This window comes from Pseudocitrobacter sp. 2023LY-00077 (genome assembly GCF_055796175.1).
This window is the reverse complement of sequence record NZ_JBSPEI010000003.1, coordinates 212,997-228,781: the sequence shown is the minus strand read 5'-3', so window position 1 is coordinate 228,781 and position 15,785 is coordinate 212,997. Positions and strand designations below refer to the sequence as shown.

The following is a 15,785-nucleotide window of genomic DNA, read 5'->3' as shown; positions in this document are numbered from 1 at the left end:
TCAGGTTCATCATGAAACGTGCATTCACCGCCATCGCCGCCCTTGTTATCAGCAGCACGACTTTTGCCGCTCCGCTGACGATGAAGACGTATAACCCTCAGGAAAATGCCGTTTTTCCGGTCTCATCGACGCTGGTCTACGGTCCCTCAGAAGCCGTGCTGTTTGATGCCCAGTTCAGCGTGAAAGACGGTGAAAAGCTGGTCGCCATGATTCGCGAAAGTGGTAAAAAACTCTCGCGCATTGTGATTACCTCGGGTGATCCTGATTTCTATTTTGGTCTTGAACCGATAGTCAAAGCCTTCCCGAATGTGGAGATTGTTGCGACGCCTGCGGTGGTATCTCACATTGAGGCTACGCGTGATGCCAAACTGGCCTACTGGGGGCCACAGCTGAAAGCCGATGCGCCGCACCAGCTCTATACGCCAAAACCGCTCCACGACATGCGTTTCACCATTGATGGCGAAGCGGTCGAAATCAAACACCCTGAAAGCTATGCCGCCTACGTTTGGATCCCGGCGAATAAGGCGATTCTTGGCGGCACCGGCGTGGCGTCCGGCATTCATATCTGGAGCGCCGATACGCAGACCGTGACGCGTCGTAATGAATGGCGCAGCGTGCTGAAAGCGATGCAGGCCGAACAGCCGCAGACGGTGATTCCGGGCCATTACCTTGGCAAGTTGCCCTCCGGGGCGAAAGCCATCACCTTTACCCTTGATTATCTGCAAAAATTTGAGCTGGCGCTGAACAGCCAGAAAAATTCGGCTGGCGTGATTGGGGTGATGAAAAAGGCGTATCCGGATCTCGCCGATGAGAGTTCGCTGGAACTGAGCGCAAAGGTCAACACCGGCGAGATGGCCTGGAAGTAAACCGGACACGCGCAGCGCCACCCGGCATCAAAGCGGCTACAACCGCACTTCGCTGTGTTGTTCGCGGTACTCTTTCGGCGTGGTGTCGTACTCTTTTTTAAACACCGAATAGAAATATTGCAGGGAAGGGTAGCCGCACATTTGCGAGATTTCGTTAATCGACAGCGAGGTGGAAATAAGCAAACTGCGCGCTTTTTCCAGCTTTTCGCTGTGTATCACGGCGTGAATGGTTTCGCCCACTTCTTCTTTGAAGCGTTTCTCAAGGTTCGAGCGCGAAATACCGACAGAATCGAGCACCTGCTCCACTTTAATGCCTTTGCAGGCGTTGTTGCGGATGTAGTGCATCGCCTGAATGACCGCCGGGTCGTTCAGCGAGCGGTAGTCGGTGGAGCGTCGTTCAATGACGCGCATCGGGGGCACCAGCAGGCGCTGTAGCGGTAATTCCTCGTTATCCAGCAGGCGGTGCAGCAGTTTGGCGGCCTGATACCCCATCTGCCGCGCGCCCTGTGCCACAGATGACAGCGCCACCCGCGAAAGATAGCGGGTAAGCTCTTCGTTATCGATACCAATGACGCACAGCTTCTCTGGCACCGGAATGTGCAGGTGTTCGCAGGCTTGCAGGATATGACGCGCGCGGGCGTCGGTTACGGCGATAATGCCGGTTTGCGGCGGCAGCGTTTGTAGCCAGTCCGCCAGGCGGTTCTGCGCGTGCTGCCAGTTCTCTGGCGCGGTCTCTTGCCCCTGATAAATCACGCCGCGATATTTCTCTTTAGCCACAATCTGGCTAAAGGCATATTCCCGCTCTACCGCCCAGCGTTTACCGCTGGAGCCCGGCAAGCCGTAGAACGCGAATCGATGTACGCCTTTCTCTTTCAGATGCAGGAAAGCGGTTTCGACCAGCGCATAGTTATCGGTGGCGATGTAGTGGACGGGCGGATACTGCTCCGGGCGATGATAAGAGCCGCCTACGCCGACAATGGGCACTTTCACGTCGGCCAGTAACGCTTCGATGTGCGGATCGTCATAATCGGCAATCACGCCATCGCCAAGCCACTCTTTGATGTTTTCGATTCGTGCGCGGAAATCTTCCTCAATGAAAATATCCCACTCCGACTGCGACGCCTGTAAATACTCGCCAACCCCTTCGACCACCTGTCGGTCATAGGCCTTATTCGCGTTGAATAACAGGGTAATACGGTGACGCTTTTCAAACATGGTTCAATTTCCCTGGTGAATCATGAATGACAATACCGGCTTAATGGCCGGTATTGTCATCGTACATCGTATCAAGCGCGGCGTTTGGTGGCCGAATCCATCCAGACTGCCAGCAGCAAAATGGCGCCCTTAACGATATATTGCCAGAAAGTGGGCACGTCCATCATGCTCATTCCATTATCCAGCGACGCCATGATAAATGCGCCCATTACCGCCCCGGCCACGCTACCTACGCCGCCCGCCAGACTGGTGCCGCCAATCACGCAGGCGGCGATAGCGTCCAGCTCGGCAATGTTGCCTGCCGACGGTGAACCTGCGCCAAGACGTGAGCTGAGGATTAACCCGGCGATCGCCACCATCAGGCCGTTGATGGCGAAGACGGCAAGCTTGGTGCGCTCGACGTTAATCCCTGACAGGCGCGCGGCTTCGATGTTACCGCCGATGGCGTAAATGCGACGTCCAAACGCTGTGCGCGTGGCCATAAACATCCCGCCCAACAGCAGCAGCGTCAGCAGCAGAACCGGTGTCGGCACGCCGCGATAGTCATTCAACAGCCAGATAGCACCCAGTACAATTATCGCTGTCAGTGCCTGACGTCCGACCACGCCGGTAGAGGCCGGTGTGGCGAGCCCAAGATTCTGACGACGCATGCGCCCGCGCCACTGCCAGACAATAAACGCCATCAGGCCAATCGCCCCGAAGGAGAAACCAATGCCATCAGGCAGGTAGCTTTGGCCAATTTGCGACATCGCGGCGCTGGTGGGTGACACGGTGGTACCGTTGGTGATGCCAATCAGAATACCGCGGAACGCCAGCATCCCGGCGAGGGTAACGATAAACGACGGTACTTTCCGATAGGCAACCCACCAACCGTTCCATGCGCCGAGTACCAGGCCCATCGCCAGCGTCACAATGATGGTCAGCGGCAACGGCCAGCCGAGCCAGACGTCGAAAATCGCCGCTACGCCGCCGAGCAGCCCCATCATCGAGCCGACAGAGAGGTCGATTTCGGCGGAGATAATCACAAACACCATCCCTACCGCCAGAATGCCGGTGATGGCAGTCTGGCGCAGCAGGTTAGAGACGTTACGGGCGCTGAGGTACGCGCCTTCGGTCGTCCAGGTGAAGAACAGCATGATGACCACAATGGCGGCAATCATCACGAATACCTGCAAGTTCAGCGACTTCAGGCTAAATGTGGGGGCCGGCGTCGGCGCCGCCAGCTTGATTTCAGACGGGTTGTTTTTCGACATGACGTTCGCTCCTCAATGCGGCTTCCATCACTTTTTCCTGCGTCAGGTTGTGGTTCACCAGGTCTGCTTTCAGTTTCCCTTCGTGCATGACCAGCACCCGGTCGCTCAGACCCAGTACTTCCGGCAGTTCGGAAGAGATAACGATGACGGCGATCCCCTGTTGCACCAGTTGGTTGATCAGCTTGTAAATTTCATATTTCGCGCCAATGTCGATACCGCGCGTCGGTTCGTCGAGGATCAGAATGCGCGGGTTGAGCAACAGGCAGCGTGCCAGAATCGCTTTCTGTTGATTACCACCGCTGAGGCGACCAATCGCCAGCTCCGGTGAGGATGTTTTGACTTTAAGCCGCTGCAGCGACTGTAAAATACACTGCTGCTCGCGGGCGTCATCCAGGCTGCTTAGCGCGCCGCTGAACTGATCGAGCGCCGCCAGCGTCATATTTTTACCGACCGCCATCACCGGCACGATGCCATCTTTTTTGCGATCTTCCGGCACCATTGCAATACCGTGGGCAATCGCCTGCTGGCAGGTGTTAATGGTCACGGGTTTGCCATCCAGAAAGATTTTTCCCTCCCAGCGCCCGCGCCAGACGCCAAACAGGCACTGTACCGCCTCGGTACGTCCGGCACCGACCAGCCCGGCAATCCCGAGAATTTCCCCGCGCCGAAGGCTGAAAGAGATATCGTTTACCCGCTTGATGTGGCGGTTAACCGGATGCCACGCCGTGAGGTGTTCCACGCGCAGGATCTCGTCACCGGTGGTGTGCGGTTCGTTGGGATAGAGCGCCGTCAGTTCGCGGCCCACCATCATGGTGATGATGTCGTCCTCGCTCATGCTGCTGGCGTCGCGCGTGCCGATGTGCTGACCATCGCGGATCACGCAAATAGTGTCGGAGATAGCCTTCACTTCATTGAGCTTGTGTGAAATGTAGATGCAGGCAATGCCGTGGTGCTGAAGGTCGCGGATGATATCCAGCAGCACGGCAGTTTCCTGCTCGGTGAGCGAGGCGGTTGGCTCGTCGAGGATCAGCAGGCGCACCTGTTTATTCAGCGCCTTGGCAATTTCGACCAGTTGCTGTTGCCCCAGCCCCAAATCGCCCACGCGGGTGTCGGGGGAAATCGCCAGACTGACCTGGGCAAGTAATTTTTCGCAGCGTAGGGTCATGGCATCGTAGTCGAGAATACCGTGGCGGCTGATTTCTGCCCCAAGGAAAATATTCTCCAGCACCGTAAGGTGTTTCACCAGCGCCAGCTCCTGGTGAATAATGGCGATGCCTTTGCGTTCTGTATCGCGAATATGCGTTGGGGTGAGCGTTTCCCCGGCAAAAATAATCTCGCCGTCGTAGCTGCCGTGCGGGTAAATACCGCACAGTACTTTCATGAGCGTCGATTTTCCGGAGCCATTTTCACCGCACAGCGACACCACTTCGCCAGGGTTTAAACGCAGGCTGACGTTATCCACCGCTTTCACCGCGCCAAAGGCTTTGGTGATATTTTTCATTTCAAGTAAATAAGACATAGCTGCTCCACGTAAGCCGATAATTCAGGCCGAACGAGAACGACTGCCCCGTTACCGGGGCAGGGAAATTAAAGTTCGCTCTTCTTATGGAACCCATCTTTAACGACGGTCTGGTCGATATTGGTCTTATTCACTTCGATTGGCGTCAGCAGACGAGACGGCACATCTTTCAGGCCATTATTCAGCGTAGTATCAGGCTTCGGTTGCTGATCGTTACCGAGCTCGACGGCGATTTCAGCGGCGGTTGTCGCAAGCGTGGTGATCGGTTTATACACGGTCATGGTTTGCGTGCCCGCGATAATGCGTTTCACGCCAGCAAGATCCGCATCCTGCCCGGAGATAGCGACTTTACCCGCCAGCCCTTGCGCGCTCAGCGCCTGAATCGCACCGCCTGCGGTCGCATCGTTTGATGCCACCACGGCATCAATTTTGTTGTTATTGGCGGTGAGGGCGTTTTCCATAATTTTCAGCGCGTTTTCCGGTAACCAGCCATCAGCCCATTGATCGCCGACGACTTTAATTTTGCCGCTATCGATATACGGCTTTAAGACTTTCATCTGACCGGCACGGAACAGTTTGGCGTTATTATCTACCGGCGAGCCGCCCATCAGGAAATAGTTCCCTTGTGGCACCTGATTGACCAGGCTTTGGGCCTGCATTTCGCCCACTTTTTCATTATCGAAAGAGATATAAAAATCGATATCAGCGTTATTGATCATGCGATCGTAAGCCAGAACTTTAATACCTTCCTGTTTGGCTTCTTTAATGACGTTACTGAGTACCTGACCGTTGTAAGGAATAATAACCAGAACATCGACGCCACGGTTGATCATATTTTCAATCTGCGACATCTGGGTTTCTTCGTTACCGTTAGCCGACTGTACAAATACTTTGGCGCCTAACGATTCTGCTTTATTAACAAAAATATCGCGGTCTTTCTGCCAGCGCTCAAGACGCAGATCGTCGATAGCCATACCGATTTTGACTTCTTTTGCGCTGCTCGCCATGCTGGTAAGCAGAAGGGATGCACAGAGCGTGAGGCAAAGGTTCTTGATTTTCATAGTCGTAATGCCTTTTGTAGGGTAGGTAATGAGATTGGCGATAAAAGAAACAAGCACGACTTAACACGCAGCAAATTTTTAACATAGAAAGCGGTGCTGGCAATTACAGATTTTTATCTTCCCATTACGATATTTGGTTTAATTGTCAATTTATGAGCTTGATCGAGTTTTATATATCGCCTAAGAGAAATTTACATAAATTTTGCGAGCCGTTTTATTTTGCGAGCCAGCGCACGTTTGTGGATTCTCTTAATCGCAGTGTGAAATAACGTAATTGAGGAACAGGAAATCTGAACTCAGTATTAGCTAACGAATTATTCCTCGCCGCGTATCTGATTATGGAGTTCATTATGCAAGCTTATTTCGACCAACTGGATCGTGTTCGTTTCGAAGGCCCTAAAACGGAAAACCCGCTGGCTTTCCGCCACTACAACCCTGACGAACTGGTGCTGGGTAAACGGATGGAAGATCACCTGCGCTTCGCCGCCTGCTACTGGCACACCTTCTGCTGGAATGGCGCAGATATGTTCGGCGTGGGCGCATTCGACCGCCCGTGGCAGCAGCCGGGCGAAGCCATTGCCCTGGCGAAACGCAAAGCGGATGTAGCATTTGAATTCTTCCATAAGCTGAACGTGCCTTACTACTGCTTCCATGATGTTGACGTATCGCCGGAAGGTGCGTCGCTGAAAGAGTATCTGAACAACTTCGCGCAGATGGTAGACGTGCTGGCCGAAAAACAGCAGCAGAGCGGTGTGAAGCTGCTATGGGGTACGGCGAACTGCTTTACTAACCCGCGCTACGGCGCAGGCGCGGCAACGAACCCGGACCCGGAAGTCTTTAGCTGGGCGGCGACTCAGGTCTTCACCGCTATGAATGCCACTCACAAACTGGGCGGCGAGAACTACGTACTGTGGGGGGGCCGCGAAGGCTATGAATCCCTGCTGAACACCGACCTGCGTCAGGAACGCGAGCAGATTGGCCGTTTCATGCAGATGGTGGTTGAGCATAAACACAAAATCGGTTTCCAGGGCACCCTGCTTATCGAACCGAAACCGCAGGAACCGACCAAGCATCAGTATGATTACGATGCATCGACCGTTTACGGCTTCCTTAAACAGTTCGGCCTGGAAAAAGAGATTAAACTGAACATCGAAGCGAACCACGCGACGCTGGCGGGGCACTCTTTCCATCACGAAATTGCTACCGCAATTGCGCTGGGCCTGTTCGGCTCCGTTGATGCCAACCGTGGCGATCCGCAGCTGGGCTGGGATACCGACCAGTTCCCGAACAGCGTGGAAGAGAATGCGCTGGTGATGTACGAAATTCTCAAAGCGGGCGGCTTCACTACCGGTGGCCTGAACTTCGATGCGAAAGTGCGTCGTCAGAGCACCGACAAATATGACCTGTTCTACGGCCACATTGGCGCGATGGATACCATGGCACTGTCGCTGAAAGTGGCGGCGCGTATGATTGAAGGCGGCGAGCTGGATAAACGTGTGGCTAAGCGTTACGCGGGCTGGAACGGTGAACTGGGTCAGCAAATCCTGAAAGGGCAGATGTCGCTGCAGGACCTGGCAAAATATGCCGAGCAGCATCAGCTGGCGCCGCAGCATCAGAGCGGTCACCAGGAGCTGCTGGAAAACCTGGTTAATCACTACCTGTTCGACAAATAATGGAAAACGCCGGGCGGCAGCGAGTTTGCCCGGTCTACCCGTCTGTAGGCCCGGTAAGCGTTAGCGCCACCGGGCTTTTTTTAAGGAACGATACGCTATGTATATTGGGATTGATCTGGGTACATCCGGCGTTAAAGCTATCCTGCTGAGTGAAGAGGGCGATGTCGTCGCCTCGAAGACAGAAAAACTCACCGTTTCACGCCCGCATCCGCTGTGGTCTGAACAGGACCCGGAACAGTGGTGGCAGGCGACCGATCGCGCGATTAAAGCGCTTTCGCAGCAGCACAGTTTACAGGACGTGAAAGCGCTGGGCATTGCTGGGCAGATGCACGGCGCAACCCTTCTCGACAAGCAGCAGTGCGTGCTTCGCCCGGCGATTCTGTGGAACGATGGCCGCTGTGCGCAAGAGTGCCAGTTGCTGGAAGACGCGGTGAAAAATTCCCGCCAGATTACCGGCAATCTGATGATGCCGGGCTTTACCGCGCCGAAACTGCTGTGGGTGAAGCGCCATGAGCCAGAGATTTTTGCTCAGGTCGATAAAGTCCTGCTGCCAAAAGATTATTTGCGCCTGCGTATCACCGGTGAATTTGCCAGCGATATGTCCGACGCGGCGGGCACGATGTGGATGGACGTGGCAAAACGCGACTGGAGCGATGTGATGCTCGCGGCCTGCGGCCTGAGCCGTGACAACATGCCTGCGCTGTTTGAAGGCTGTGATATTACTGGCACGCTGCTGCCATCCGTCGCGCAGGCGTGGAATATGCCCGCGGTGCCGGTGGTAGCGGGCGGCGGTGACAACGCGGCGGGCGCTGTCGGTGTGGGCATGGCCGATGCCGGGCAGGCGATGCTTTCGCTCGGCACGTCAGGCGTTTACTTTGCGGTAAGCGAAGGTTTCCTCAGCAAGCCAGAAAGCGCGGTGCACAGTTTCTGTCATGCGTTGCCGGGGCGCTGGCATTTAATGTCGGTGATGCTTAGCGCAGCGTCGTGCCTCGACTGGGCGGCAAAACTTACCGGGCTGGAAAACGTACCTGCGCTGATCAGCGCGGCGCAATCCGCCGATGAGAATGCCGGGCCGGTGTGGTTTCTGCCGTATCTTTCCGGTGAGCGTACGCCGCACAATAACCCGCAGGCTAAGGGCGTCTTCTTTGGCCTGACGCACCAGCACGGCCCGGCGGAACTGGCCCGCGCGGTGCTCGAAGGCGTAGGTTTTGCGCTGGCCGACGGTATGGATGTGGTTCATGCCTGCGGCGTCACACCGAAAAGTGTGACCCTGATTGGCGGTGGTGCGCGTAGCGCTTACTGGCGTCAGATGCTGGCGGATATCAGCGGTCAACAGCTGGATTACCGCACTGGCGGCGATGTCGGACCGGCATTGGGCGCAGCGCGCCTGGCGCAACTGGCGATTCACCACGATAAGCCGTTCACTGATCTGCTGCCGCAGTTACCGCTTGAGCAGGCGCACTATCCGGACGCACAGCGCCATGCGCAATATGCCCCGCGTCGTGAAACCTTCCGTCAACTCTATCAGCAACTGCTGCCGCTGATGTCCTGATGTATTCCGCCTCGTCTCCGGGGCGGATTCTCCACCAAAATTGATGAATTCCGAATTTGCGGGAAATTTCGTGTTGCTCCAATGTTGCGCTGTGGTTTCCGTTCATAATGCGATTGCTATGGATAAGGAGACCGCCATGAAGTTAGCGCTGAAAGCCCCGCAGGGCGTGTTGTGTGCCGGAGTTATTCTCTACGTTGTATGTCTATGGGGCGACTGCCCGCAGTTGACCGATAAAGGTTATTTCCTGGCCGTGCTGGTACTTGGTGTGTTCACCGTACTGACGTACCAGCGATTATCCGGAAAAGAAAAAGATGAGGGGTGTTTTGCCGGGCTGTGCCGCTTTGTGCTGCTGCTGGCGACAGGCTTAATGCTGGTGGGCATCTGGAACTTACCCCTCAGCCTGACGGAAAAGGGGCTTAGCGTTCTCGCCTGGTTTGCCGCGATGTACGGCGCGGCGCGCTGGCGCTAGCTGACGAATCGCTTGCTATCCACGCGCTGTACCAGCATCGACAGCACCAGGCTCCCCGCCAGCGTGGCGCAGAAAATCCACACAATATCGAGCAGCGGCCAGCTTTTAATGTCTGCGCCGCTGCTGCGTAAAGCATGAATAATCAGGGCGTGAAAACCATAAATGCCCAGCGAATGGCGCGAAATCAGCGCTAATCCCGGCAATACGCGATGGTTCAGACAGTTTTTTACCACCACAAACAGCGTTGCCGCGCAGATAAACACCATCGGCCCGCAATAGAGATACCAGGTGTCGGCAAAGTTGCCGCGCCAGCTCAATTCATGCAGCGTGCCACGCGAAATCACCACTACCGCCAGCACAAAACCGATGCCACATAACCCGCTTAACCCACGTTTTTGCGTCTCCATCATGCCGATGGCGCGCCCCAGCAGGCCGTAAATCAGGTAATAAAAGGTATCGCCGTTGATATAGAGATTCACCGGTAACCATTCGATGCCGTCGGTTTTCAACGTCACTGTATTCGGGTTAGCAACAATACCAATCACCACCATCAGCGCCAGTAGCATTTTGCCGCTTATCGCTTTCACCTCAATCAGCGGCGAGACCAGATAAATCACCATGATGGCGAAGAAAAACCATAGGTGATAGAAAACAGGCTTCTGTAGGATATTCTTAAGCGACCCTTCGATATTGATATGTGTGAATGCCGCGATATAGATAAGCGCCACGACGCTGTAAAACAGCAGGCACAGCGCAATCCGCAGAAAATGGCGTGGCTGAGCGCTGCGCGGGCCGAAAAAGAGATAGCCGGAGATCATGAAGAACAGCGGCACGCTCACGCGTGAGGCAGAGTTGAGAACATTAGCAATATCCCAGTTCACCGGGCTGATACTGTGCGCGTTGGTAATGTACCAGGTTGTCGTATGGATCATCACTACCATCAGGCAGGCTATTCCGCGTAGGTTATCAATCCAGTTTATTTTGGGCTGCATTAGGGCCGGTTCCTCCTTTCAAACAAAGTGTGACTCAATATTTATTAGGCTATTTGACTGGATTATTCTGAGTTTTTCACCCCACACTTGTCGTGTTGTGGTGTGATTCGCAGAATGCCATCACAGCAGTGACTACCCACTAAAATAACAGCCCGATCGTAAGGCGGTAATGAAAAATGATGATGAAGCGACTCCTTCCCCTGCTAATGGGGCTATTACTGGCGGGATGCGCCGCGTCCGAACCCGCGACGCCGATGAAAGCGCAAAATGCGAAAGCGAATCCCGCCCGTTCGCTGGGGATGGAAAATTTATGCAAGGAACGGGCGGCGGAGCGCTATAACACGGCGGCGCAGAAAATTGACGTCACGGGCTTTGAGCGTTTTCAGGGCAGCTATGAATTACGCGGCTATACTGCGCGCAATGAAGGTTTTGTCTGCTCATTTGACGCAAATGGTGATTTTTTACACTTATCGATGCGTTAAACGCGGCAATATGGCACGAAAAGTCGGCCTGTTTTCCTCTATTTTCCCTAAACAGGTCGCTTTCATACTGTATATCTTCCAGCCAGCGGGTATACTGATCCCTTCCTTTAAATCCACACGTATCCAGCACGAAATAATATGCAAAAGTTTGATACCAGGACCTTCCAGGGCTTGATCCTGACCTTACAGGATTACTGGGCTCGCCAGGGCTGCACCATTGTTCAACCATTGGACATGGAAGTTGGCGCGGGTACCTCTCACCCAATGACCTGCCTGCGCGCGCTGGGGCCAGAGCCGATGGCGACTGCTTATGTGCAGCCTTCCCGTCGTCCGACCGATGGCCGCTACGGCGAAAACCCGAACCGTTTACAGCACTACTATCAGTTCCAGGTGGTCATCAAGCCATCGCCGGACAACATTCAGGAGCTGTACCTCGGTTCCCTGAAAGAGCTGGGAATGGACCCGACCATCCACGACATTCGTTTCGTGGAAGATAACTGGGAAAACCCGACGCTGGGTGCCTGGGGGCTGGGCTGGGAAGTGTGGCTGAACGGCATGGAAGTGACGCAGTTCACTTACTTCCAGCAGGTTGGCGGCCTGGAATGTAAACCGGTTACCGGCGAGATCACCTACGGTCTGGAACGTCTGGCAATGTACATTCAGGGCGTAGACAGCGTTTACGACCTGGTCTGGAGCGACGGCCCGCTGGGTAAAACCACCTACGGCGACGTGTTCCATCAGAACGAAGTGGAGCAATCCACCTACAACTTCGAATACGCGGACGTGGACTTCCTGTTCACTTGCTTCGAGCAGTACGAGAAAGAAGCCCAGCAGCTGCTGGCGCTGGAAAATCCGCTGCCGTTGCCTGCTTACGAGCGTATTCTGAAAGCCGCCCACAGCTTCAACCTGCTGGATGCGCGTAAAGCCATCTCCGTCACCGAGCGTCAGCGCTACATTCTGCGCATTCGCACCCTGACCAAAGCGGTGGCAGAAGCTTATTATGCTTCCCGTGAAGCCCTCGGCTTCCCGATGTGCAACAAAGACAAGTAAGAGGCGGCCATGTCTGAGAAAACTTTTCTGGTGGAAATCGGCACTGAAGAGCTGCCACCAAAAGCACTGCGCAGCCTGGCTGAGTCCTTTGCTGCGAACTTCACTGCGGAGCTGGATAACGCCGGCCTCGCACACGGCAACGTTGAATGGTTTGCTGCTCCGCGTCGTCTGGCGCTGAAGGTCGCTAACCTGGCGGAAGCCCAGGCCGATCGCGAAGTTGAAAAACGCGGCCCGGCAATTGCCCAGGCGTTCGACGCCGAAGGCAAACCGAGCAAAGCGGCAGAAGGCTGGGCGCGTGGCTGCGGTATCACCGTAGACCAGGCCGAGCGTCTGACTACCGATAAAGGCGAATGGCTGCTGTATCGCGCCCACGTGAAGGGCGAAAGCACCGAAGCGCTGGTGCCGAACATGGTTGCCACTTCGCTCGCTAAACTGCCTATCCCGAAACTGATGCGCTGGGGCGCGTCTGACGTACACTTCGTGCGTCCGGTTCACACCGTGACCCTGCTGCTGGGCGACAAAGTTATTCCGGCAACCATTCTGGGTATTCAGTCCGATCGCGTGATTCGCGGCCACCGCTTTATGGGCGAGCCGGAATTCACCATCGATAACGCCGATCAGTATCCGGAAATTCTGCGCGAGCGCGGGAAAGTCATCGCCGATTACGCTGAGCGTAAAGCGAAGATCAAAGCCGACGCCGAAGAAGCTGCACGTAAAATTGGCGGTAACGCTGACTTAAGCGAAAGCCTGGTGGAAGAAGTCACCTCGCTGGTGGAATGGCCGGTTGTACTGACTGCGAAGTTTGAAGAGAAATTCCTCGCGGTGCCGTCTGAAGCGCTGGTTTACACCATGAAAGGTGACCAGAAGTACTTCCCGGTGTATGCAAACGACGGCAAACTGCTGCCGAACTTCATCTTTGTCTCCAATATCGAGTCCAGAGATCCGCAGCAGATTATCTCCGGTAACGAGAAAGTGGTTCGCCCACGTCTGGCCGATGCCGAGTTCTTCTTCAACACCGACCGTAAAAAACGTCTGGAAGATAACCTGCCGCGCCTGCAAACCGTGCTGTTCCAGCAACAGTTGGGCACGCTGCGCGACAAAACTGACCGCATTCAGGCGCTGGCTGGCTGGATTGCTGAACAGATTGGTGCTGACGTTAACCACGCCACCCGTGCGGGCCTGCTGTCCAAGTGCGACCTGATGACCAACATGGTCTTCGAGTTCACCGACACTCAGGGCGTAATGGGTATGCACTACGCGCGTCATGATGGCGAAGCGGAAGATGTTGCCGTGGCGCTGAATGAGCAGTATCAGCCGCGTTTTGCCGGTGATGACCTGCCGTCTAACCCGGTAGCCTGCGCACTGGCGATTGCTGACAAGATGGACACCCTGGCGGGTATCTTCGGGATTGGTCAGCATCCGAAAGGCGATAAAGACCCATTTGCGCTGCGTCGCGCGGCGCTCGGCGTGCTGCGTATTATCGTTGAGAAGAACCTCAACCTCGATCTGCAAACGCTGACTGAAGAAGCGGCGCGTCTGTACGGTGATAAGCTGACTAACGCCAACGTGGTTGATGATGTCATCGACTTTATGCTGGGCCGTTTCCGTGCCTGGTATCAGGATGCCGGTTACACCGTCGATACCATCCAGGCCGTGCTGGCGCGTCGTCCGACACGTCCGGCAGACTTTGATGCGCGTATGAAAGCCGTCTCTCACTTCCGTACCCTGGAAGCCGCGTCTGCGCTGGCTGCGGCCAACAAGCGTGTGTCTAACATCCTGGCGAAAACCGATGAAGTGCTGAATGACCGCGTAAACGCCGCCACGCTGAAAGAGCCAGAAGAAATTGCGCTGGCAATGCAGGTTGTGGTGCTGCGCGACAAACTGGCACCAGCTTTTGCGGAAGGGCGTTATCAGGAAGCGCTGGTTGAACTGGCTGAACTGCGCGAGCCTGTCGATGCCTTCTTCGATAAAGTGATGGTTATGGTTGATGACAAAGATCTGCGTATCAACCGTCTGACTATGCTGTCGAAGCTGCGTGAACTGTTCCTGCAGGTTGCGGATATTTCGCTGCTGCAATAAGTTTACTGCTGATAAATAAAAACCTGCCGAATGGCAGGTTTTTTTATGCGCTAATATAAACAAGTAATAATTATTCGATTAATGTGTGTGTACTTACACATTTATTACGCAAAATTTTTTTCAGAATACATTAATTCTTTTGCGTGAGCGGTGTTTGCTAGAATAGCGACGGGTGCTTGAGACTGTTTGTCTCAGGTATCACCGAAAGGCAGACAGAGAAAAGCCCCACCTGACTATAAATCAAAGTGAGGCCCCTCTATGCATAGACACCATAAAGGTAGCCTCTTGCTTGTTGGAAATCAACACCGGAGGCTGGGAATGCCGCAAAAACATTTGTTATTTGGCTTAGTAGTGATTTGTTTCACGCTATTATTATTTACCTGGATGGTAAGAGATTCACTGTGTGAATTACATATCAAGCAGGGAAGTAATGAGCTGGCGGCATTTTTAGCCTGTGGGAATAAAAAGTAAGAGCATTTGGCGGGGAGAAATCTCCGCCTTTCTTACGGTGTGATGCATTTTCAATGCACCCTTTTTATTTATGATGTGAATGACCCTGTTGTGTACGATCACGGATGGCTGTTTTCATTGGGTACTTAAAAAGTAATAATCATTCGATTAATGTGTGTGTACTTACACATTTATTTCGCTAAAATTTTTTCAGAATACATTAATTCTTTTGAGTGCGAGGTGTTTGCTAGAATAGCGACGGGTGCTTGAGACTGTTTGTCTCAGGTATCACCGAAAGGCAGACAGAGAAAAGCCCCACCTGACTATAAATCAAAGTGAGGCCCCTCTATGCATGAACACCATAAAGGTAGCCTCTTGCTTGTTGGAAATCAACACCGGAGGCTGGGAATGCCGCAAAAACATTTGTTATTTGGCTTAGTAGTGATTTGTTTCACGCTATTATTATTTACCTGGATGGTAAGAGATTCACTGTGTGAATTACATATCAAGCAGGGAGGTAATGAGCTGGCGGCATTTTTAGCCTGTGGAAATAAAAAGTAAGAGCATTTGGCGGGGAGAGATCTCCGCCTTTCTTACGGTGTGATGCATTTTCAATGCACCCTTTTTTTTATGATATGAATATCACTAAAGTCTACGACGATAAATCGCAGGCAAAAAAAATCCCCGCCCGAGGGCAGGGATTCGAATTTTTAGCGGCTTAAACTTACAGAGAAGTTACGTTGCCAGCTGCCGGGCCTTTAGCGCCGCTTTCGATGGTGAAGGACACTTTCTGACCTTCGTCCAGAGATTTGTAGCCATCGTTCTGGATAGCAGAGAAGTGTACGAACACGTCTTTAGAACCATCGTCAGGAGTGATGAAGCCGAAACCTTTATCAGCGTTGAACCATTTTACGATACCAGTCATTTTACCGGACATAGAAATTACCTTTATAAATTAAGTGAGCCTTACGGCGATATGGCATGCTTTACAGAATTTAAAGCGTAAAGGAAATGTCGCTACGAGGGGTACCAATGGATAACCTTGAAGGGAACTGCTTTACTCAACTGCTTTGTGGTCTGTGCGTCAAACCGTGAAGCTATTAACGCATACTTCGGCCTCTAAA

Annotated in this window: 15 protein-coding genes; 9 read left to right on the top strand and 6 right to left on the bottom strand. The window is 53.8% G+C overall.

The window, feature by feature from the left end; translation table 11 throughout:
- The first annotated feature begins 11 nt into the window (after positions 1-11).
- The gene (locus tag ACWWFX_RS05440) at positions 12-866 is read left to right on the top strand and encodes a Vmh family MBL fold metallo-hydrolase (RefSeq protein WP_276219019.1); all 855 of its coding nucleotides are present in this window, start codon (positions 12-14) and stop codon (positions 864-866) included.
- A gap of 36 nt (positions 867-902) precedes the next feature.
- Here ACWWFX_RS05440 and xylR read toward each other — a convergent pair whose 3' ends face one another.
- The 4 genes from xylR to xylF form a co-directional block, all read right to left on the bottom strand.
- Positions 903-2,081, bottom strand: a complete 1,179-nt coding sequence (gene xylR / locus ACWWFX_RS05435) for a D-xylose utilization transcriptional activator XylR (RefSeq protein WP_276219017.1) — start codon at positions 2,079-2,081, stop codon at positions 903-905.
- 71 nt (positions 2,082-2,152) lie between these two features.
- Complete coding sequence (gene xylH / locus ACWWFX_RS05430) at positions 2,153-3,334, bottom strand: xylose ABC transporter permease XylH (protein WP_276219015.1); 1,182 nt, start codon at positions 3,332-3,334, stop codon at positions 2,153-2,155.
- Positions 3,312-4,853: a xylose ABC transporter ATP-binding protein gene (locus ACWWFX_RS05425; RefSeq protein ID WP_015962537.1), complete on the bottom strand. Its 1,542-nt coding sequence runs from the start codon at positions 4,851-4,853 to the stop codon at positions 3,312-3,314. The genes xylH and ACWWFX_RS05425 overlap by 23 nt, the downstream gene beginning before the upstream one ends.
- 68 nt (positions 4,854-4,921) lie before the next feature.
- Entirely contained in the window at positions 4,922-5,914 is a 993-nt protein-coding gene (gene xylF / locus ACWWFX_RS05420) for a D-xylose ABC transporter substrate-binding protein (protein ID WP_276219013.1), read from the bottom strand.
- 350 nt (positions 5,915-6,264) lie between these two features.
- Between xylF and xylA the strand changes: the two genes are divergently transcribed.
- The 3 genes from xylA (at position 6,265) to ACWWFX_RS05405 (ending at position 9,608) form a co-directional block, all read left to right on the top strand.
- Positions 6,265-7,587, top strand: coding sequence for a xylose isomerase (gene xylA, locus ACWWFX_RS05415; protein WP_015962539.1), 1,323 nt, complete (start codon positions 6,265-6,267; stop codon positions 7,585-7,587).
- Between the two features lie 97 nt (positions 7,588-7,684).
- A complete protein-coding gene (xylB, locus tag ACWWFX_RS05410) occupies positions 7,685-9,139 on the top strand; it encodes a xylulokinase (RefSeq protein WP_473223371.1) in 1,455 nt (484 codons plus the stop codon).
- Positions 9,140-9,275: 136 nt separating this feature from the next.
- Positions 9,276-9,608, top strand: a complete 333-nt coding sequence (locus ACWWFX_RS05405; RefSeq protein WP_473223370.1) for a YiaA/YiaB family inner membrane protein — start codon at positions 9,276-9,278, stop codon at positions 9,606-9,608.
- Here ACWWFX_RS05405 and ACWWFX_RS05400 read toward each other — a convergent pair.
- On the bottom strand, positions 9,605-10,600 hold the full coding sequence (locus tag ACWWFX_RS05400; RefSeq protein ID WP_456146860.1) for an acyltransferase: 996 nt from the start codon (positions 10,598-10,600) through the stop codon (positions 9,605-9,607). The two genes, ACWWFX_RS05405 and ACWWFX_RS05400, sit on opposite strands and share 4 nt — an antisense overlap.
- A 176-nt stretch (positions 10,601-10,776) precedes the next feature.
- On the opposite strand from ACWWFX_RS05400, the gene ACWWFX_RS05395 reads away from it, so the two are divergent.
- From ACWWFX_RS05395 to hokA (ACWWFX_RS05375), 5 genes are all read left to right on the top strand, one after another.
- Complete coding sequence (locus tag ACWWFX_RS05395; protein WP_473223369.1) at positions 10,777-11,082, top strand: YsaB family lipoprotein; 306 nt, start codon at positions 10,777-10,779, stop codon at positions 11,080-11,082.
- Positions 11,083-11,220: 138 nt separating this feature from the next.
- Positions 11,221-12,132, top strand: coding sequence for a glycine--tRNA ligase subunit alpha (gene glyQ / locus ACWWFX_RS05390; protein ID WP_001168551.1), 912 nt, complete (start codon positions 11,221-11,223; stop codon positions 12,130-12,132).
- 9 nt (positions 12,133-12,141) lie between these two features.
- Positions 12,142-14,211 (top strand): glycine--tRNA ligase subunit beta, encoded by a 2,070-nt coding sequence (gene glyS, locus ACWWFX_RS05385; RefSeq protein ID WP_276219002.1) that lies wholly within the window; start codon positions 12,142-12,144, stop codon positions 14,209-14,211.
- Between the two features lie 318 nt (positions 14,212-14,529).
- Positions 14,530-14,682 (top strand): type I toxin-antitoxin system toxin HokA, encoded by a 153-nt coding sequence (gene hokA / locus ACWWFX_RS05380; protein WP_231825956.1) that lies wholly within the window; start codon positions 14,530-14,532, stop codon positions 14,680-14,682.
- Positions 14,683-15,069: 387 nt separating this feature from the next.
- Positions 15,070-15,222 carry a type I toxin-antitoxin system toxin HokA gene (hokA, locus tag ACWWFX_RS05375; RefSeq protein WP_456146862.1) on the top strand — a complete coding sequence of 51 codons (153 nt, stop codon included), beginning with the start codon at positions 15,070-15,072 and terminating at the stop codon, positions 15,220-15,222.
- Between the two features lie 163 nt (positions 15,223-15,385).
- On the opposite strand, the gene cspE is transcribed toward hokA (ACWWFX_RS05375), so the two are convergent.
- Entirely contained in the window at positions 15,386-15,598 is a 213-nt protein-coding gene (gene cspE, locus ACWWFX_RS05370; RefSeq protein WP_000014594.1) for a transcription antiterminator/RNA stability regulator CspE, read from the bottom strand.
- Positions 15,599-15,785: the final 187 nt, after the last annotated feature.